This is a genomic window from Spirillospora sp. NPDC047418 (genome assembly GCF_040643275.1).
In the GTDB taxonomy this organism is placed as follows: domain Bacteria; phylum Actinomycetota; class Actinomycetes; order Streptosporangiales; family Streptosporangiaceae; genus Spirillospora.
Genome location: NZ_JBEYTW010000035.1, coordinates 61,964 through 79,103, shown reverse-complemented (window position 1 = coordinate 79,103; position 17,140 = coordinate 61,964). Strand labels below are relative to the sequence as shown.

The 17,140-nt window shown below is 74.7% G+C and carries 16 protein-coding genes; 4 read left to right on the top strand and 12 right to left on the bottom strand.

What is annotated here, in order from left to right:
- The 3 genes from ABZ806_RS22485 to ABZ806_RS22475 form a co-directional block, all read right to left on the bottom strand.
- On the bottom strand, window positions 1-771 hold a 771-nt coding region (locus tag ABZ806_RS22485), incomplete at its 3' end, for a polysaccharide pyruvyl transferase family protein (RefSeq protein WP_500219311.1).
- A gap of 321 nt (window positions 772-1,092) precedes the next feature.
- The gene (locus ABZ806_RS22480) at window positions 1,093-1,464 is read right to left on the bottom strand and encodes a fluoride efflux transporter FluC (protein ID WP_500219310.1); all 372 of its coding nucleotides are present in this window, start codon (window positions 1,462-1,464) and stop codon (window positions 1,093-1,095) included.
- On the bottom strand, window positions 1,461-1,949 hold the full coding sequence (locus ABZ806_RS22475) for a fluoride efflux transporter FluC (protein ID WP_500219309.1): 489 nt from the start codon (window positions 1,947-1,949) through the stop codon (window positions 1,461-1,463). Before ABZ806_RS22475 ends, ABZ806_RS22480 begins: the two co-directional genes overlap by 4 nt.
- A gap of 287 nt (window positions 1,950-2,236) precedes the next feature.
- Here ABZ806_RS22475 and ABZ806_RS22470 point away from each other — a divergent pair, with 287 nt between their 5' ends.
- Window positions 2,237-3,022 (top strand): SigB/SigF/SigG family RNA polymerase sigma factor, encoded by a 786-nt coding sequence (locus ABZ806_RS22470; RefSeq protein ID WP_500219308.1) that lies wholly within the window; start codon window positions 2,237-2,239, stop codon window positions 3,020-3,022.
- 27 nt (window positions 3,023-3,049) lie between these two features.
- On the opposite strand, the gene ABZ806_RS22465 is transcribed toward ABZ806_RS22470, so the two are convergent.
- The 6 genes from ABZ806_RS22465 to ABZ806_RS22440 form a co-directional block, all read right to left on the bottom strand.
- Window positions 3,050-3,898, bottom strand: a complete 849-nt coding sequence (locus tag ABZ806_RS22465; RefSeq protein ID WP_500219307.1) for a trypsin-like serine peptidase — start codon at window positions 3,896-3,898, stop codon at window positions 3,050-3,052.
- A gap of 96 nt (window positions 3,899-3,994) precedes the next feature.
- The gene (gene glpK / locus ABZ806_RS22460; RefSeq protein WP_500219306.1) at window positions 3,995-5,512 is read right to left on the bottom strand and encodes a glycerol kinase GlpK; all 1,518 of its coding nucleotides are present in this window, start codon (window positions 5,510-5,512) and stop codon (window positions 3,995-3,997) included.
- Window positions 5,513-5,546: 34 nt separating this feature from the next.
- Window positions 5,547-6,389 carry an MIP/aquaporin family protein gene (locus ABZ806_RS22455; RefSeq protein WP_500219305.1) on the bottom strand — a complete coding sequence of 281 codons (843 nt, stop codon included), beginning with the start codon at window positions 6,387-6,389 and terminating at the stop codon, window positions 5,547-5,549.
- 163 nt (window positions 6,390-6,552) lie between these two features.
- On the bottom strand, window positions 6,553-8,253 hold the full coding sequence (locus ABZ806_RS22450) for a thiamine pyrophosphate-binding protein (protein WP_500219304.1): 1,701 nt from the start codon (window positions 8,251-8,253) through the stop codon (window positions 6,553-6,555).
- On the bottom strand, window positions 8,250-9,023 hold the full coding sequence (locus ABZ806_RS22445; protein WP_500219303.1) for a cyclase family protein: 774 nt from the start codon (window positions 9,021-9,023) through the stop codon (window positions 8,250-8,252). The genes ABZ806_RS22450 and ABZ806_RS22445 overlap by 4 nt, the downstream gene beginning before the upstream one ends.
- 108 nt (window positions 9,024-9,131) lie before the next feature.
- Window positions 9,132-9,575 (bottom strand): nuclear transport factor 2 family protein, encoded by a 444-nt coding sequence (locus tag ABZ806_RS22440; protein ID WP_500219302.1) that lies wholly within the window; start codon window positions 9,573-9,575, stop codon window positions 9,132-9,134.
- A 159-nt stretch (window positions 9,576-9,734) separates the two neighbouring features.
- Here ABZ806_RS22440 and ABZ806_RS22435 point away from each other — a divergent pair, with 159 nt between their 5' ends.
- On the top strand, window positions 9,735-10,583 hold the full coding sequence (locus ABZ806_RS22435; protein ID WP_500219301.1) for a siderophore-interacting protein: 849 nt from the start codon (window positions 9,735-9,737) through the stop codon (window positions 10,581-10,583).
- 33 nt (window positions 10,584-10,616) lie between these two features.
- On the opposite strand, the gene ABZ806_RS22430 is transcribed toward ABZ806_RS22435, so the two are convergent.
- Together ABZ806_RS22430 and ABZ806_RS22425 are read right to left on the bottom strand one after the other, a co-directional pair.
- Window positions 10,617-11,981 (bottom strand): ABC1 kinase family protein, encoded by a 1,365-nt coding sequence (locus ABZ806_RS22430; protein ID WP_500219300.1) that lies wholly within the window; start codon window positions 11,979-11,981, stop codon window positions 10,617-10,619.
- A gap of 92 nt (window positions 11,982-12,073) precedes the next feature.
- Window positions 12,074-12,712, bottom strand: coding sequence for a TetR/AcrR family transcriptional regulator (locus tag ABZ806_RS22425; RefSeq protein WP_500219299.1), 639 nt, complete (start codon window positions 12,710-12,712; stop codon window positions 12,074-12,076).
- Between the two features lie 92 nt (window positions 12,713-12,804).
- On the opposite strand from ABZ806_RS22425, the gene ABZ806_RS22420 reads away from it, so the two are divergent.
- Both ABZ806_RS22420 and cphA read left to right on the top strand, forming a co-directional pair.
- Window positions 12,805-13,644, top strand: coding sequence for a cyanophycinase (locus tag ABZ806_RS22420; RefSeq protein WP_500219298.1), 840 nt, complete (start codon window positions 12,805-12,807; stop codon window positions 13,642-13,644).
- 2 nt (window positions 13,645-13,646) lie between these two features.
- Window positions 13,647-16,286: a cyanophycin synthetase gene (gene cphA, locus ABZ806_RS22415; protein ID WP_500219297.1), complete on the top strand. Its 2,640-nt coding sequence runs from the start codon at window positions 13,647-13,649 to the stop codon at window positions 16,284-16,286.
- Here cphA and ABZ806_RS22410 read toward each other — a convergent pair.
- Window positions 16,283-17,113: a phosphatase PAP2 family protein gene (locus ABZ806_RS22410; protein WP_500219296.1), complete on the bottom strand. Its 831-nt coding sequence runs from the start codon at window positions 17,111-17,113 to the stop codon at window positions 16,283-16,285. The two genes, cphA and ABZ806_RS22410, sit on opposite strands and share 4 nt — an antisense overlap.
- Window positions 17,114-17,140: the final 27 nt, after the last annotated feature.

The following is a 17,140-nucleotide window of genomic DNA, read 5'->3' as shown; positions in this document are numbered from 1 at the left end:
CGACACGGCGGAGCGCCCCGGCTCCGGGCGGGGCACGGTGACGACGGCGGGCCAGGACCAGGCCCGCGCCTGCGCGGTCACCTTCGCGCCGCCGCCGACCGGGTCCACGGCGATCGCGGGGACGCCGTTCTTCAACGCCAGGACGAGGCCGTGCAACCGGGTCGTCACCACCAGGTCGAGCCTGCGCAGCGCCGACTCCAGCTCGGCGGCCGTGCGGAACAGCCGCCAGTCGCGCGGATCGAGCCGCGTGTCCAGCGGCAGCCGCGCGCATTCGCGCCCGGCGAGCCACTCCGTCAGCTCCCCCTCGATCCGGTCGTGCAGCCCCCGCCCGCCGTACTCCCGCTGGCCCGGTGCGAGCACGACCCCGGCCACCGGCACCGACGGGGTCGCCGGCAGCGCGGCCAGGTCGTGCCGCGGCGCCGCCGCGGGCGTGTCGCGGGCGAGCACGGCGTCGAACCCGGCGGCCGCCGGATCGTCCGGGTCGATGACCGAGACGCCGACGGCGATGCGGACGCAGCCCGCGTACCGGCGGTGCAGCTCCTCGACCTGCCGGCCGTGCAGCGGCCCGCAGGCGAACACCAGATGGGTGAACGAGGCGGGGTCGGCGCGGTCGAGGTGCAGGCCGCCCGGCCGGAAGACGGGGCTCCAGGCCAGCCGGCACTCGACCCCCGCCCCGTCCAGCCCGCGCCGCACGGCCTCCATCGCCAGCACGTCGCCCGCCGTCGCCTCACCGTGCAGGAAGCTCGGCCATCCGGTCACCAGGACGCGCATCCGCCGGCTCCCGTCATGGCGACCTCTCCGGATAAGGGGTGTTCGGCTGCCTGCTACCCGCGGCCGCCCGTCCCATGTCCCCGCCCCATGTCTTCGCCCATGTCCCCGCCCCGCGCGCGGACCGCCCGGTGCCGCCGCCATGCCCCGCACAGCAGGTTGCCCTGCCCCTCACGTGACACTTCAGACACCTTCCGGTTTACGGACACGGCCCGATGGGCAGAGTCACCTCGCGGCCCACTCGCCAGCTCGGAGCCAAGTGCCCCGAACTGCGAGCCTGGGCCGCGCCACGTTCCACCCCGGGTCACGTCCGCGTCCCCCGGGTCACCCCCAGGACGCGGGCAGCGCCTGCGCCACGACCATGCCGCCGTAGGCGGCGCCGAGCCCCGCGGCGATACTGGCCGCCGCGTTCAGCAGCGCGTAGGACCGGGCCCCCGTCTCGGCCAGCCGCAGCGTCTCGTACCCGAACGTGGAGTAGGTGCTGAGGGCGCCGCAGAAGCCCGTCCCGGCGAAGGCCAGCACGCCGCCGTCCGCCGGCAGCGCCGCGAGCAGGCCCAGCAGGAACGATCCCGCGACGTTGACGGTGAACGTCCCCCAGGGGAACACCGAGTCGTGGCGGGCCTGGACCGCGCGGTCGGTCAGGTAGCGCAGCGGGGCGCCGAGCGCGGCGCCCAGCGCGACCAGCAGGACCGTCACTCGCCGTCCTCCGCGGCGCGGCGGCCGGCCAGGGACCTGGTCAGCCGCACCCCGGCGAGGACCGCGGCCAGCGCGGCGGCCAGCGTCAGCCCGAGGTAGGCCAGCCCCACCCGCGGCGCGCCGTGCTCCACCGCCCGCTGGACGTCGACGGTGTAGGTCGAGAACGTGGTGAACCCGCCGAGGACGCCCACCCCGAGGAACGGCCGGACCAGCCGGTGCGCCGGCCGCACCTCGGTGATCAGCACCATCAGCACGCCGATCAGCAGGCAGCCGGCGACGTTGGTCCAGAACACCGGCCACGGGAACTCGCCCGGCCCGTACGGGAACGCGGCGCTCAGCCCGTACCGCGCGAGCGCCCCGAGGACGCCGCCCGCCGAGATCGCCCCGAGCGTCTCCCACGGCGCGCGGCGCAGCTCGGCGCGCTGCCGCGGGACGTGCAGATCGACATCGGGGTCCACGGGGGGATCCACGGGGGGACCGGGCATGGCGCACTCCTACCAGTAGCGACCGCGTTCACCGGTAGGGACCGTTGGCGGACTGCGTCCGCGGTTCACCCCGTACCGGGCACGGCGGGCCCCACCGCCGCGTCCCCGTCCACCGGGGCCGCCCCGAGTCTACCGGGGCCCGCCGGGGCGATCTCCAGCCGCCTGACGTGCGGCTATCCGCGCGACCCCGGCGGCGCCGTGTGATCGCTGCGCTTCCGGGTAGAGGGAGCGCACCGAGCGATAGCCCCCTGCCCTCGCCGGCCTCGTCCGCAAAGGAGAGCACTCGCATGACGTCGGCGCAGACCACCCGGTTCAATGACGGCCAGACCGAGATCCTGCTCGCGGAGATGAACGGGCTTCCGGAGGGCGATCTCCGCAGGGAGCGGCTGCGGGCGCGCATCGTCGACATGCACGCGCCGCTGGTCCGCGGTGTGGCGCGCCGGTACGCCAACCGCGGCGAGCCCCTGGACGACCTGCAGCAGGTCGCCTACCTGGGGCTGGTCAAGGCCATCAACCGGTTCGACCCGGGCATCGGCGACCGCTTCGTCACCTACGCCTACCCGGTGGTGACCGGCGAGGTGAAGCGGCACTTCCGGGACAAGACGTGGGGCATCCGGGTGTCGCGCCGGATCCAGGAGCTGCGGCCGATCCTGCAGCGCACCGTGCAGGAGTACACCCGCGAGCACGGCCGCTCCCCCACCACCGCGCAGATCTCCTCCCTCATGGACATCACCGAGGAGGAGACCGTCGAGGTCATCATCGCCTGCGACGCCTACCGGCCGCTGTCGCTGGAGGCGCCGGCGGACGGGTCGCCCAGCGGCGAGAACGGCACGGTGGGCGAGTACCTCGGGTCCGACGACCCGGCGCTCGACGCCTTCATCGACGGCCACGCCCTCGGCCCGCTCATCGAGAGCCTGCCCGAACGCGAGCGGACGATCCTGCTGCTGCGCTTCTTCGGCAACAAGACCCAGACGCAGATCGCCGAGCAGATCGGCCTGTCCCAGATGCACGTGTCCCGCCTGCTCCGCGCCACCCTGGACCGCCTCCGCATGGGCCTCCTGGCGGAGGGCTGAGCGAGCCGCGGGCCGAGCGGGCGGCCGTCACGGCTTCGGCAGGGCGCACTTCCCGTCCAGCACGACGTCGTTGCCCGCACCGAGGCAGCGGGCGAGCAGGTACGTCTGCTGGCCGTAGTGGCTGCCGTGCCGGACGGTGATCCGGCCCTCGCGGTCGACCTCGCAGGGGTTGTTCAGCGTGCAGCGCTCACCGTCGTCGTTGCCGGTGTTGTTGACGGCGACCACGCGACGCGTCCGGGCGTCGATGACCGGCGAGCCGGACGTGCCGTGGATCGTCGCGCACTCCGGCGTGTACCGGATCGAGTCCTTCCACGTCCAGCCGGCCTCGCGCAGCCGGTACACGGACGCGTCGATCTCGCAGCCGTAGATCTTCCGCCAGTAGCCGGAGACGACCCGGATCTTTGTGCCGTCGTGCGGCCTGGCCGTGGACAGCGGCAGGGCGGTGGCGCCGTAGCGCTGCCGGATCGCGGCGTAGGTGGTGTTCAGCCGGTAGACGGTCACGTCGGTGTCGGTCATCGTGGCGTACTCGACCCGGGTCGCCTGGAGCGTGCCGAGGTCTCCACCGCCCGTCCGGTCGAGGAGCTTGAAGGTCCTGGACGACGGCTGGTCCACGACGACCTCGCCCGCCTTCGGCATCCCCGACTCCAGGCAGTGGCCGTTCGTCAGGACCAGCGCCGCGTCGGTGTCGCGGGAGCGCGGCCCCCGCACGAGCGACCCCGAGCAGTTGCTGAGCGCGACGATCCCGGTGAAGTCGACCGCCGCCCTCCCCTGGTGCGCGGCCTCCGGCGGGGCGGGGGCGGCCTGCGCGGTGCTCGCGGTGAGGGTCGCCGCACCGGCGACGGCGGCGAGGACGGCTGCGGCGAGGCGTGGGGGCATGCGGGGATCCTCTCGGTGGACCGGAGCGGGCCCCGGCCGGTGACGCACTGTCACCGACCGGATGCTAGATCATCACGGCCCGGATGGAAAGGACCGTCAGTCGACGTCCACCCAGCCGTAGGTGCGCTCCACGGCCTTCTTCCAGCCGGCGTAGCCGGTCTGGCGCTGCTCGTCGTTCCAGGTGGGCTCCCAGCGCCTGTCCTCGTTCCAGTTCTGGCGGAGTTCGTCGGTGGTGTCCCAGAACCCGACGGCGAGGCCGGCGGCGTAGGCGGCGCCGAGCGCGGTGGTCTCGGCGACGACGGGGCGCGACACCGGGACGCCGAGGATGTCGGCCTGCAGCTGCATGCACAGCTCGTTCGCCGTGACGCCGCCGTCGACCTTCAGCACGTCCAGGGAGACGCCGGAGTCCTCGCGCATCGCCTCGACCACGTCCCGGGACTGGTAGCAGATCGACTCCAGGGTGGCGCGGGCCAGGTGCGCGTTCGTGTTGAACCGGGACAGGCCGACGATCGCGCCGCGCGCGTCCGACCGCCAGTACGGGGCGAACAGGCCGGAGAACGCCGGGACGAAGTACACGCCGCCGTTGTCGTCGACCTGCCGGGCCAGCGACTCGCTCTGCGCGGCGCCGGAGATGATGCCGAGCTGGTCGCGCAGCCACTGCACCGCCGACCCCGTCACGGCGATCGAGCCCTCCAGCGCGTACACGGTCGGCTGGTCGCCGAACTTGTAGCAGACGGTGGTGAGCATCCCCGCCTTGGACCGGACGAGCTCCTCCCCCGTGTTGAGCAGGAGGAAGTTGCCGGTGCCGTAGGTGTTCTTGGCCTCGCCGGGCGCGAAGCACACCTGCCCCACCGTCGCCGCCTGCTGGTCGCCGAGGATGCCGGTCAGCGGCACCTCGCCGCCGAGCGGGCCGTCCGCGACGGTCGTCCCGTAGGGCTCGGGGGCGGACGACGGCCTGATCTCGGGCAGCATCGACCGCGGGATGCCGAAGAACGACAGCAGCTGGTCGTCCCACTGCAGGGTCTCCAGGTCCATCAGCATGGTGCGGCTGGCGTTGGTCGCGTCGGTGATGTGCACACCGCCGTTCCTGCCGCCGGTCAGGTTCCACAGCACCCAGGTGTCCATGTTCCCGAAGATCGCGTCGCCGTTCTCCGCGGCCTCCCGGACGCCGTCGACGTTCTCCAGGATCCACTGGACCTTGCCGGCGGAGAAGTAGGTCGCGGGCGGCAGCCCGGCGCGGTGCCGGATCGTCTCGCCGCGCCCGTCGCGCTCGAGCGCGGACGCGATCCGGTCGGTGCGGGTGTCCTGCCAGACGATCGCGTTGTAGTAGGGGCGGCCGGTGCGCCGGTTCCACACCACGGCCGTCTCCCGCTGGTTCGTGATGCCGAGCGCCGCCAGGTCGCCGTGGTGCAGGTTCACCTTGTTCAGCGCGGACTGGACGACCGAGCGCGTCCGCTCCCAGATCTCGGTCGGATCGTGCTCGACCCAGCCGGCCCGCGGCAGGATCTGCTCGTGCTCCAGCTGGTGGCGGGCGACCTCGTTGCCGCCGTGGTCGAAGATCATGAAACGGGTGCTGGTCGTGCCCTGGTCCAGCGCTCCGACGAAGTCGGCCATTACTCTGCCCTTTCTGCCGCGGGGCGGGTCCCCGTCAGGATTCGTCCTTGTTCAGGCCCGGCTCGAGCGTCTCCTCCACCTCCTGCTCGCGCGGGATGTTACGCCCGATGAGCAGGACGTAGAGCCCGGCGCCGAGGATTCCGCCGATCAGCGGCGCCGCGATGGGGACCCAGAAGTAGAAGTCCCCGTACTGATCTCGCCACGCGCTCCCGTACCCGGTGATGTACTGGGCGAGTCTCGGGCCGAAGTCGCGGGCGGGATTGATCGCGTACCCGGCCGCGGAGCCGAACGCCATCCCGATCGCCACCACGACGAACCCGATGATGAGCGGCGCCAGGTTGGCCAGCGGCGGCGCGTTGCGCGGGTCGACGAGCGCGAGGACGAGGAAGAGCAGGATCGCCGTGCCGATGATCTGGTCGCGGAACGCGCCCCAGGTGTGGATCGGCAGCGACCCGTTGCCGGGCATCGTGGAGAACACGAACTGCGTCTTGGCGGTCAGCCCGGGGTCGAACGCGTGCAGGATCTCGGTGTAGTTCCACCGGACGATCAGCGCGGCGACGAAGGCGCCGAGCGTCTGCGCGAAGCAGTACGGCAGCACCTTGCGCCACGGGAAGTCCCAGAAGACCGCGAAGGCGACGGTCACCGCCGGATTGATGTGCCCGCCGCTGATCCGCGCGCACACGTAGACCCCCAGCGTGACCCCGAAACCCCACGCCCAGGTGATGGCGTCGTGGCCGCCGAGGCTGTCCGGCGCGCCGAGCCCGCTTCCGGCGATGACCTGCGCGACGACGCCGACGCCGAACAGGATCAGGACCATCGTTCCCGCGAACTCCGCGATCATCTCCCGGACGATCTCCGGGACCGGCCATCGCGCCATCTCTCCTCCAGGACGTGTGACGTGGGCACGACCGCCGCGAACGTGGGCACGTCCGGCGGGACGGGTCGACAGGGGCGCGACGACGATGTCGGCGCGCCGCCCGGCAGGGCCCGTCCATGATCGTGACGGCGTCATGCTTCCCAGACTGAGCCGTACTACACGGTCAGTGGCCGCGGAATGCCTCCGCCAGCCACCAGGCGGGCCGGCCCCGCGTGACCTTGGCGTCCACGACCATCGGCCGGTCCCGCGGCCCCGCCAGCCAGTCGGCCACCGCGGCCAGGTCGTCCCGGCGCCGGACGGTCGCCGCCGCGCAGCCGAAGCCGCGGCCGATTGCGGCCAGATCCGCCGGCGGGAACGTCACCGTGTCCAGCGGGTGCCCGCCGGGGCCGAAGTGGTGCACCTCCGCGCCGTACGCCTCGTCGTCGTAGACGACCACGAGCATCCCGAGCCCGAGCCGGACGGCGGTCTCCAGTTCCGCGACCGACATGAGCGCGCCGCCGTCGCCGAGCGCGGCGACGGTGAGCCGGTCGGGCCGGGCCAGGGCGGCGCCGATCGCGCTGGCGAGGCCGAGGCCGACCGACTGGAACGCCTGGGTGAACACGAGCCCGTCGCCGTCGGGGACGTCCAGGAACATCGCCGGGTAGCCCATGAAGTTGCCGGAGTCGACGGCGACGGTGCGCTCGCGGGGCAGCAGGTCGTCGAGGGCGATCGTCAGCGTCCGGGGGTCGATGCGGGGGCCGCCGCCGTCGTCCTTGGCGTCCGGGAACTCCTCGTACGGGACGTCCCGCCAGCGCCCCTCGCGGGCCAGCCGCTCGGCCGTCTCGGGCGTCCGGTGGCCGGTCGCGCGGTGGCCGCGCGCCGCCAGCTCGGCGAGCACGGCCCGCGCGGTCTCGGCGGCGTCGCCGATCAGGCCGAGGTCGACCGGGTGGTGCGCGCCGAGGGCGCGGGCGTCCACGTCGATCTGCACGACCTTCGCGTCCGGGCCGATGAGGGCGCCGTGCCGCGTCGTCCACATGGTCAGCGAGCAGCCCCAGGCCACGACGAGGTCGGCGCGGCGGATCAGCTCCGCGGCGGCCGGCGTCGCGAAGCCGCCGCTGACGTCCAGCGCGAACGGGTCGCCGGCGAACAGCCCGCGCGCGACGGCGGACGTCGCGGGCAGCGCGCCGCAGCGCCCGGCCAGTTCGGCGAGCGGCTCGCGGGCGCCCGACAGCCGGGCGCCGCGGCCGGCGACGAACACCGGGCGGCGGGCGGCCTGCAGCGCGTCGGCGAGCCGGGCGACCGCGACCGGCGGCGGCACCGGCAGCGGCGGCACCCGGGCGGGCCGCGGCCGGTAGCCGGCGGGCCGCGCGGCGGGCCGGCGCGGCTCCTCGCCCGGGAACGCGGCGCCCTGCACGTCCAGCGGCAGGCCGAGCAGCACGGTGCGGCGCTCGGCGACCGCGGTCCGGCAGGCGCGCGCGACGTCGTCGAGCGCGGTCTGCGGGGAGTGGACCCGCTCGGGGACGGCGCCGACGGCCGCGGCGATCGCCGCCTGGTCGATCCGGAAGTTGGAGCGGACCGCGGCGGCGGCCGTCTCGCCGGCCACGACCAGCAGCGGCGTGCCGCTCTTGGCGGCCTCGGCGATGCCGGTCACGGCGTTGGTGAGGCCGGGGCCCTGGTGGACGGTGACGACGCCGAGGCCGCCGCCCACCCGCGCGTAGGCGTCCGCCATCGTCGCGGCGCCGCCCTCGTGCCGGGCGGCGACGAACCGGGCGCCGCCCGCGACCAGCGCGTTCGTGACGTGGAAGTTGCCGCTGCCGACGACCCCGAACACGGTGTCGGCGCCGAGCCGCGCGAGGGCCCGCCCGACGGCCTCCGCGACGTTCATCGCTCGATCAGCGCGAGCACGCGGGCGGGGCTGCCGGAACCGCCGACGATCGGCAGCGGCGCCGCCACCAGCACGGCGCCGCGGGCGGGCAGCCGCGCCAGGTTCTGCAGCTGGGTGAGGCCGTACTTGCCCGCGCCGAGGAAGTGGGAGTGGCAGGGGAACGGCGGGTCGAAGGCGTGCGCGCCGCCCGCGTCGGTGCCGACGGTCTCGGTGCCGAGGCCGAGGACGGGGGTCTCCTCGGCGAGCCACCGGGCGCACTCGGCGGAGATCCCCGGCGTGTGGGAGCCGTTCTCGTCGGCGTTGAGGAAGGCGTCCTGGTCGCCGGACCGGGCGTCCCAGCCCGTCCGGTAGAGCAGCCAGCCGCCGGCCGGGAGCGGGCCGTTGGCCCTCTCCCAGTCGCGGACGTGGTCGATCTCCAGCAGGAAGTCGGGGTCGGCGGCGGCGTACTCGGAGGCGTCCAGCACCACGGCGGGGGCGACCAGCCGGCCGGCCGGGACCTGCGCGACGTCCTCGCCGCCGCGGCCGGTGGCCCAGTGCACGGGCGCGTCGAAGTGGGTGCCGACGTGCTCGCCGGTCTCGATGTCGTTCCAGTACCAGGCGGGCCCGCGGTCGTCGTACCGGCTGATCTCCCGGAGCCGGAACGGGACGGTGTTGGCGAACGGCTCGGGCAGCTGGAGGATCGGCGTCCGCTCCGACAGCGGGGCGGTCAGGTCGACGATCTCCACCGAGCCGTCGGCGACGGCGGTGAGCAACTGGGCGAGCACGGACATCGGTCCTCCGGGCACGGGCGGCTGAGGGGGTCGCGGGGTTCCCCGAACGTACCGCAGATGGCCCTGCTCAGCGGGCCGCTCGGGCCGGGCGGCCCGCGGGTTCTCCGCTCACCCGTCCGCGAGCCAGGGGTACCGGGCGGTGTCGGCGCCCGCGTAGTCGGGGTCGAGGTAGACGAACACCCGCTGGATCCTCCAGTCGCGGATCTCGAACACGTCGCACCACCGGCCGCCGCCCCACTCCGGGACGCCCGCCCGCCACGGCCCGTCCCGGTGCTCCCCGTGGCTGGTGCCCTCGCACACCACCGTGTCGCCCCCCGAGAAGACCCAGTTGAACGAGGCGTAGTGGTGCCGGATCGCCTTGATCGTCGCGCCGACGTCACCGAACAGCCGGCCGATCTCCTCGGTGCCGGTGGCGAGCCCCCATTTCGGGAAGTACACCTGCGCGTCGCCCGCGAACAGCTCCAGCAGCGGCGCGCCGTCGGAGGTGACGCCGCCGTTGTCGAACCCCTTGAGGTACTCCAGCGCCACCGACTTGCGCTGCTCGTCCGTCATCGTGCTCCTGCTGAGCGCCAATCCCATCACCGTCCGCGTCGCCGAACCGCCCACCCGACGGTAACCCGGCGCCCCGCCGCGATCGAGGGCCTGGAACAAACCGGCCATCCGGCAGGTTAGGGTTGCCTAAGTACCGTGGTCCCGATCATCGGAGGACGTATGGCGACGGAACCCGCGCGCAGGGGACGCAGGCTCCACCGGGGGACGGTGCTGCGCACCGAGCGCCTCACCCCGCACATGATCCGCGTGGTCCTCAGCGGCGCCGGGCTCGCGGAGTTCGGCGCGGGCGAGTTCACCGACCACTACGTGAAGCTGCTGTTCCCGCGGCCGGGGGCCGTCTACCCCGAGCCGTTCGACCTGGAGCGGGTGCGCGCGGAGATGCCGCGCGAGCAGTGGCCCGCCACCCGCACCTACACCGTCCGCGCGTGGGACGAGCGGGCGCGCGAGCTGACGATCGACTTCGTCCACCACGGCGACAAGGGCCTCGCCGGGCCGTGGGCTGCGGGCGCCCGGCCGGGCGACGAGATCCTCTTCAACGGTCCCGGCGGCGCCTACGCGCCGCGCGCCGGCGCCGGCTGGCACCTGCTCGCCGGCGACGAGAGCGCGATCCCCGCGATCGCCGCGTCCCTGGAGCGGGTCCCGGAGGGCGTCCCGGTCCGCGCCTTCATCGAGGTCGCCGGCCCCGAGGAGGAGCAGGACCTCGCGGCACCGGGCGGCGCCGAGGTCGTCTGGCTGCACCGCGGCGGCGGGCAGGTCGGCGACCTGCTGGTCGAGGCCGTCCAGAAGCTCGGCTTCCCCGACGGCGAGGTGCACGCCTTCGTCCACGGCGAGGCGGGCTTCGTCAAGGCGCTCCGCCGCCATCTGCGCGTCGAGCGCGGCCTGCCGCTGGAGCGGCTGTCGATCTCCGGCTACTGGCGCCGCGGCCGCGACGAGGACGGCTGGCAGTCCGGCAAGCGGGAGTGGAACCGCCGGGTGGAGCAGGAGGAGGCCGCCGCCCTCGGCGGTTAGGCGGCGGCCCGTGTTCAGGGGGCGGGCCGGCGGTCAGGCGGTGGCCTGGGACCGGTCGGGCAGGTCCTCGGGGTCCTCGTCGTCGTCGGCGAAGCCGGGCAGCCAGCGCACGGCCTCGGCGCGGAAGGCGCCCTCGGCCTCCAGCTGGCACAGGACGCCGCCGCAGCCGGACAGGGCGCGGCTGACCGCCAGGTACTGGGGCGGCAGCCGGAACGCGCGGGCCAGGGCGCCGGGGCGCATGTCGGACGCGAGGCCGAGGCCGCGGGCGGTCTGCTCGCGGAGCCACTCGCGGGAGTAGCGGAAGCGCTCCACGGCGAACGGCGCGGCGTGCGGGGCGACGAGGGCGGCGATCTCCTCCGGGTCGACCTCGGCCTCCGGGACGAGGAAGCCCTCGTCGCAGAGGGCGTCGACGATCTCGTCGGGGTCGCCGAGGGTGCCGATGCGCAGCAGCCGGCCGATCGACCACTGCAGCTCCGCCGGGACGCGGGCGGCCCCGCCGAAGTCCAGGACGCCGAGGCGCCCGTCGTCCAGCACCCGGAAGTTGCCCGGGTGCGGATCGATGTGGATCATCTCGCAGCGGGCCGGGCCGGACAGCAGGAAGCGGAACAGCAGCAGGCCGGCGCGGTCGCGGGTCTCCTGGTCGCCGCCGGCGATGACCGTGGCGAGCGGGGTGCCGTCCAGCCACTCGGTGACCAGCACGTCGCCGGACTGCGCGACGACGGCGGGGACGGCGAAGTCGGGGTCGCCGGCGTAGGCGTCGTGGAAGGCGGTCTGCGCGCGGGCCTCGTCGGCGTAGTCCAGCTCCTTCTCCAGGCGGCGCTTGAGGTCGGCGATGACCGGCTTGACCTCGACGCCGGGGAACAGCGGGGTGAAGAGCCGGCTGAGCCGGGAGATCTGGTTGAAGTCGCTCATCAGCGCCCGCGCGGCGCCGGGGTACTGGACCTTCACCGCGACCGCGCGGCCGTCGTGCCAGACGGCCCGGTGGACCTGCCCGATGGACGCGGCGGCGGCCGGGCGGTCGTCGAACTCGGCGAAGTGGTCGCGCCAGTCCTCGCCCAGGCCCTCGGCGAGCACCCGGTGCGTGGTGGCGGCGGGCATGGGGGGCGCCGACTCCTGCAGGCGGGTGAGGCTGGCGCGGAACGGGCCCGCGATCTCCTCGGGCAGCCCGGCCTCGAAGATCGACAGCAGCTGGCCGACCTTCATCGCGCCGCCCTTCAGCTCGCCGAGCACGGCGAACAGCTGCTCGGCGGTGCGGCGCTGGACCTCCAGCGCGACGGCCTCGGCGGGGCGGCCGAGCGTCCGCTTGCCGAGCCCGAGGGCGGTGCGGCCGGCGAACCCCAGCGGGAGGGTCGCCAGCTTCGCGGTGCGCGTCACCGCGCGGCGGGGGATGTCACTCACGGCCCGGCCGTCCCTTTTTCGACGATGCGTCCAATGACTAAGCCTCTCATGGCGGGCGAACGCCACAAAGTGGTCATCGCCCGTCAAAGGATTCAGCGTCCGGCGGGACCCGAAGATTCCCGGCCGCCGCCGCGCGGGCCGGGCGCGCACGGGCGCAGCAGCAGCTCGACGACCTCCAGCGCCTGGTCGATCTCCGGCCGGTTGCCGCCCAGGTAGTGGGCGTACATGAAGGAGTCGGCGACCCGGACGATCGCCTGCGCGAGCGTGCGGGTCGGCAGCGGGACGCGCAGCGCGCCGCGGTCGATCTCCGCCTGCAGCTCGCGGGCCAGCAGCTCGGTCGCGCGGTCCTCGATGGTGCCGGGCATGGTGGCCAGCCGGATGAACAGCCGGGGCTCGCGTTCGGTGAACGCCTTCAGCGGCGCCGCGTCCACGACCGCGCGCATGAAGCGCTCCAGGACGGTGAGGATCCGCGCCGCGCCGGTGCCGCCCACGCCGCGCACCGCGACCTGGTAGGTGCGCTCGGTCATCTCCGCGAGGACCGCGCCGAGCAGCTGCTCACGGCTGCCGACCCACCGGTAGAGGGTCGCGCGCCCGACCCCGAGCTCGGCGGCCAGCGCCGACATGTCGATCGGCTCCCCGCGCAGGTAGTGCGCGGACGCGGCGGCGAGCGCGCCCGGCGGCCCGGCCGGGGACCGGGCGGGAACCTCCGGGGGAACGGGGCTGCCGCTCATCCGCACAGCATGGCACAGCGGCCCGGCACGCCCGGCCGGGGCTCCTCGCGATCGCGCGACTACCCGGCGTGATCGGAGGGTAGTCAGCTGGTGTGAAGGACAAACATGGGGGTGCCGGACGCAAGGGCCGGCTGCTGATCATCGGTGGGGCGGAGAACCGGACCTGCGGGTCGGGGCCGCTGGAGACGTTCGTCGAGCTGTCCGGGGCCGAGGACGCGCGGATCGTGGTCGTGACGACGGCGACGGAGGTCCCCGAGGAGGTCGCCGAGGAGTACACGGCGGTGTTCGGGCGGCTCGGCGTGCCGTCGGTCCGGGAGCTGCGGCTGCTCGGCCGGGCCGCGGCCGACGACGCGGCGACGCTGCGCGCGCTGGACGCGGCGACGGGCGTGCTGTTCAGCGGCGGCGACCAGTCGCGGATCCGGACGCTGGTCGGGTCGAAGACCAACGAGCTGCTGAAGCGCCGGCTGGACCAGGAGGGCCTGGTCATCGCCGGGACGAGCGCGGGCGCGACCGCGATGGGCCACTGGATGATCCTGGGCGGGCACGGCCACGAGGTCGCCGCCTCCAGCGTGAAGGTCGGCCCGGGGCTGGGCCTGCTCGACAACGTGCTGATCGACATGCATTTCAACGAGCGCGGCCGGCTGCCGCGGCTGATGAGCGGCATAGCGCTGGACACGCGGCTGCTGGGCGTCGGGATAGACGAGGACACGGCGATCGTCGTGGGCGACGGCCACTTCCAGGTCGTCGGGACGGGCGTGGTCACGGTCGTGGACGCCGGGCAGTCCACCATAGCCTACGCCGCCTCCGACGACGAGCCGATGGCGATGTTCGACGTGTCGCTGCACCTGCTGCCGGCCGGCTGCACGTTCCAGATGAACGACAAGCTGCCCGCGATCGGCGATATGCGGGGCCCGGACGGGGAGGAGGAGTAGCCGTGCGGCTCGACCATGTGCGCCGCCTGAGCGGCCCGAACACCTACCTCTCCCGTCCCGTCGCGATCGCCCGCCTCGACCTGCAGGCGCTGACCGGGCACGAGACGACCGACCATCCCGGTTTCGCCGAGCGGCTGGTGGCGGCGCTGCCGGGCCTGGCCGGGCACCACTGCTCGGCGGGCCGCCCCGGCGGGCTGCTGGAGGCGATGGCGCGCGGCACCTATTTCGGCCATGTCACCGAGCACGTCACGCTGCAGCTGTCCGGGCTGATCGGCCGCGAGGTGTTCTTCGGGCGGACCGTCCGGGCGGGCGGCCCCGGCGACTACGACGTGATCCTCGAATGCCCCCGGGACGAGCCGCCCGGCAGCCCGGTGGTGGAGCGGCTGATCGCGCTCGCGGTGCGGATCGTGACGGGCGCGCTCACCGGCGCGGTGCCCGACACCTCCGCCGAGCTCGCCGAGGTGGCCGCCGCGCACGAGCGCGAGCGGCTCGGGGTGAGCACGGCGGCGCTGGCGCGGGCGGCGCGCGAGCGCGGCGTGCCGGTCCGCCGCGTCGACGGCCTCAACCTGCTGCGGCTCGGGTACGGGCGGTACCGGCGGACGGTGTGGGCGGCGATGACCGACACCACCTCCGCGATCGGGATGGAGGTCGCGGGCGACAAGCGGCTCGCGCACCGGGTGCTCGCCGACGCGGGCGTCCCGGTCCCGGAGGGGCGGGTCGCGGCGTCGCCGGCGGAGGCCCTGGAGGCCTTGCGCGACATCGGCGGGCCGGTGGTGGTGAAGCCGCTGGCCGGGCACCAGGGCGAGAACGTCCACATCGAGCTGACCGAGCCGCCGGAGGTGCTGGCCGCGTACGCGGCGGCGGCCGGGGAGGAGGGCGAGGTCCTCGTCGAGTCCTACATCCCCGGCAAGGACTACCGGGTCCTGGTGGTCGGCGGCCGGGTCGCGGCGGCGGCCGAGCTGACCGCCGCCGACCTGACCGGCGACGGGACCGCGACGGTCGCGGCGCTGGTGGAGCGGGTCAACGCCGACCCGGCGCGCGGCGAGGGCCACGACCGGCCGCTGACCCGCCTCGTGCTCGGCCCGACGGAGCTGGCGCTGCTGGCGCGGCAGGGGCACGGTCCCGCGACGGTGCCCGGCGACGGGGAGCGGGTGTGGCTGCGCCGCAACGCGAACCTGTCCACCGGCGGCACCAGCCGGGACGTGACCGGCGATGTGCACCCCGACCTCGCGGCCCTGTGCGTGCGCGCCGCCGCGGCCGTCGGGATGGACGTGTGCGGCATCGACCTGCGGCTGCCCGACATCGGCTCGCCGCCGCCCGCCGAGCGCGGCGCCGCCGGCGTCCTGGAGGTCAACGCCGCGCCGGGCCTGCGCATGCACCTGGCGCCGCACGAGGGGGCGGGCCGCGACGTCGCCGGCGACGTCCTCGACCTGATGTACCCGACGGGGACGCCGTCGCGGATCCCGATCGTGTCGGTGACCGGCACCAACGGCAAGACGACGACGGTCCGGATGATCGCGCATATGCTGGAGCTCGACGGCCGCCGGACCGGTATGACCAGCACCGAGGGCGTGCACGTCGGCGGGCGGCTCGTCCACCTGTCCGACGCGTCCGGGCCGCGCTCGGCGGAGATGGTGCTCGGCGACCGGTCGGTGGAGGCCGCCGTCCTGGAGACCGCGCGCGGCGGAATCGTCCGGCGCGGCCTCGGCTACGAGCGCGCCGACGTCGCGGTCGTCACCAACGTCACCCGCGACCACCTCGGCGTGGACGACACCGAGTCGCTGGACGACCTGCTCGACATCAAGGCGCTGGTCGCCGAGGAGATCCGGCGCGGCGGGCACGTGGTGCTGAACGCCGAGGACGAGCCGTCGGCGAGCCTCGCCGGGCGCCCCGCCGTCCGGCGCCGCGACCCGGTGCTGCGCTTCTTCGCGCTGTCGCCGGACGCGCCGGTCCTCGTGGCGCACCTGCGCGGCGGCGGCCTCGGCTACTACCTGGCCGACGGCTGGCTGACCGAGGCGCGCGGCGACCGCCGCACCCGGATCCTGCCGGCCGCCGAGGTGGCGGGCGCGTTCGGCGGGCACGCCGCGCACGTGGTGGCGGACGCGCTGGCCGCGTGCGCCGCCGCCCGCGCCCTCGGCGTCCCGGTGGACGTGGTGGCGCGGGCGCTGCGCTCGTTCGACCCGCACACCCGCAACCCGGGCCGGGGCTGCGTGTACCAGGTCGGCGACAACCCGGTCCTGGTCGACTACGCGCACAACCCGGCGGCCGTCGCGGCGGTCGCCGCGTTCGTCGAGCGGTGCTGGGGCGCCGGGGGCGTCGCCGCGGTGACGCTGCCGGGCGACCGGTCCGACGAGCTGGTCGGCGAGACGGCGCGGGCGCTCGCCGCGACGTTCGGCCGCGTCGTCGTCTACGAGGACGAGGACCTGCGCGGCCGCCGGTCGGGCGAGATGACCCGGCTGATCGTGCAGGGGCTGCGGGAGGCCCGCCCGGAGGCGTCCCACCACCCGGCCGGGGACCTGAAGGGGGCGCTGACGTCGGCGCTGGACCTCGCCGCGCCCGGCGAGCCCGTCCTGCTGCTGTACGAGAAGCTGCAGCCGGTGACCGAGCTGCTGGAGACGCTGGGCGCGGAGCCGGCCGGCTAGCCCGGCGCCCGGACCGGCCGGTCCGCGGCGGGCGGGCCCGCGGCGGGCGGGCGCAGCAGCAGGACGCTCACCGCCAGCAGGGCCAGCACGACGATCCCGTCCAGCCAGTAGTGGTTGGCGGTGCTGACCACGACGGCGATCGTCAGGACGGGGTGCAGCAGCCACAGCCAGCGCCAGCGCGTCCGGGAGGTGACGATCAGGCCGAGCGCGATGACCGCCGCCCAGCCGATGTGCAGCGACGGCATGGCCGCGTACTGGTTGGCGACCGTGTCGGCCTGCGGCGGCCCGTACACGGCCGGGCCGAACCGCGCCGCCGTGTCGATCAGCCCGGTGTGCGGCAGCATCCGCGGCGGGGCCAGCGGCACGAGCAGGTGCAGGACGAGCGCGACGCCCGTCAGCGCCACCATCACCCGGCGTACCCACCGGTAGTGGACCGGCCGCCGCAGGTAGACCCACAGCAGGAACGCGATCGCCGCCGGGAAGTGCACGTAAGCGTAGTAGCAGTTGGCCGCGTGCACCAGGAACTGGCTGTGCAGCAGCTCCTGCTGGACGCCGGTCTCGCTCGGCAGGTCGAGTAGGCGCTCCAGGTGCCAGACGCGGTGGGCGTTGTCGAACGCCTCGGCGACCCGCCCGCTCGCCAGCAGCCGGCCGAGCTTGTACACCAGGAACAGCACGGTGATCAGCAGCAGTTCGCGGATCGCACGGGGCCGCCCGCCGGGGCGGCCATCGGGGCGGCCGCCGTCCACCGCCGCGGCGGGCCGGTGCGCGGGCCGGCGCAGCCGCGCCAGCGCGCCGGACGGCCGGGACGGTCGGTGGAGAAGGCTCACAGCGCCGTCCTTCGGCTCCGGTGCGGG

Bases quoted from the DNA above. Each gene is read 5' to 3' on its own strand.
- ABZ806_RS22475 (WP_500219309.1), bottom strand. From the start codon at position 1,949: ATGCCCGGTCCCCCCGTGGATCCCCCCGTGGACCCCGATGTCGATCTG.
- ABZ806_RS22470 (WP_500219308.1), top strand. From the start codon at position 2,237: ATGACGTCGGCGCAGACCACCCGGTTCAATGACGGCCAGACCGAGATC.
- ABZ806_RS22465 (WP_500219307.1), bottom strand. From the start codon at position 3,898: ATGCCCCCACGCCTCGCCGCAGCCGTCCTCGCCGCCGTCGCCGGTGCG.
- glpK (WP_500219306.1), bottom strand. From the start codon at position 5,512: ATGGCCGACTTCGTCGGAGCGCTGGACCAGGGCACGACCAGCACCCGT.
- ABZ806_RS22455 (WP_500219305.1), bottom strand. From the start codon at position 6,389: ATGGCGCGATGGCCGGTCCCGGAGATCGTCCGGGAGATGATCGCGGAG.
- ABZ806_RS22450 (WP_500219304.1), bottom strand. From the start codon at position 8,253: ATGAACGTCGCGGAGGCCGTCGGGCGGGCCCTCGCGCGGCTCGGCGCC.
- ABZ806_RS22445 (WP_500219303.1), bottom strand. From the start codon at position 9,023: ATGTCCGTGCTCGCCCAGTTGCTCACCGCCGTCGCCGACGGCTCGGTG.
- ABZ806_RS22440 (WP_500219302.1), bottom strand. From the start codon at position 9,575: ATGACGGACGAGCAGCGCAAGTCGGTGGCGCTGGAGTACCTCAAGGGG.
- ABZ806_RS22435 (WP_500219301.1), top strand. From the start codon at position 9,735: ATGGCGACGGAACCCGCGCGCAGGGGACGCAGGCTCCACCGGGGGACG.
- ABZ806_RS22425 (WP_500219299.1), bottom strand. From the start codon at position 12,712: ATGAGCGGCAGCCCCGTTCCCCCGGAGGTTCCCGCCCGGTCCCCGGCC.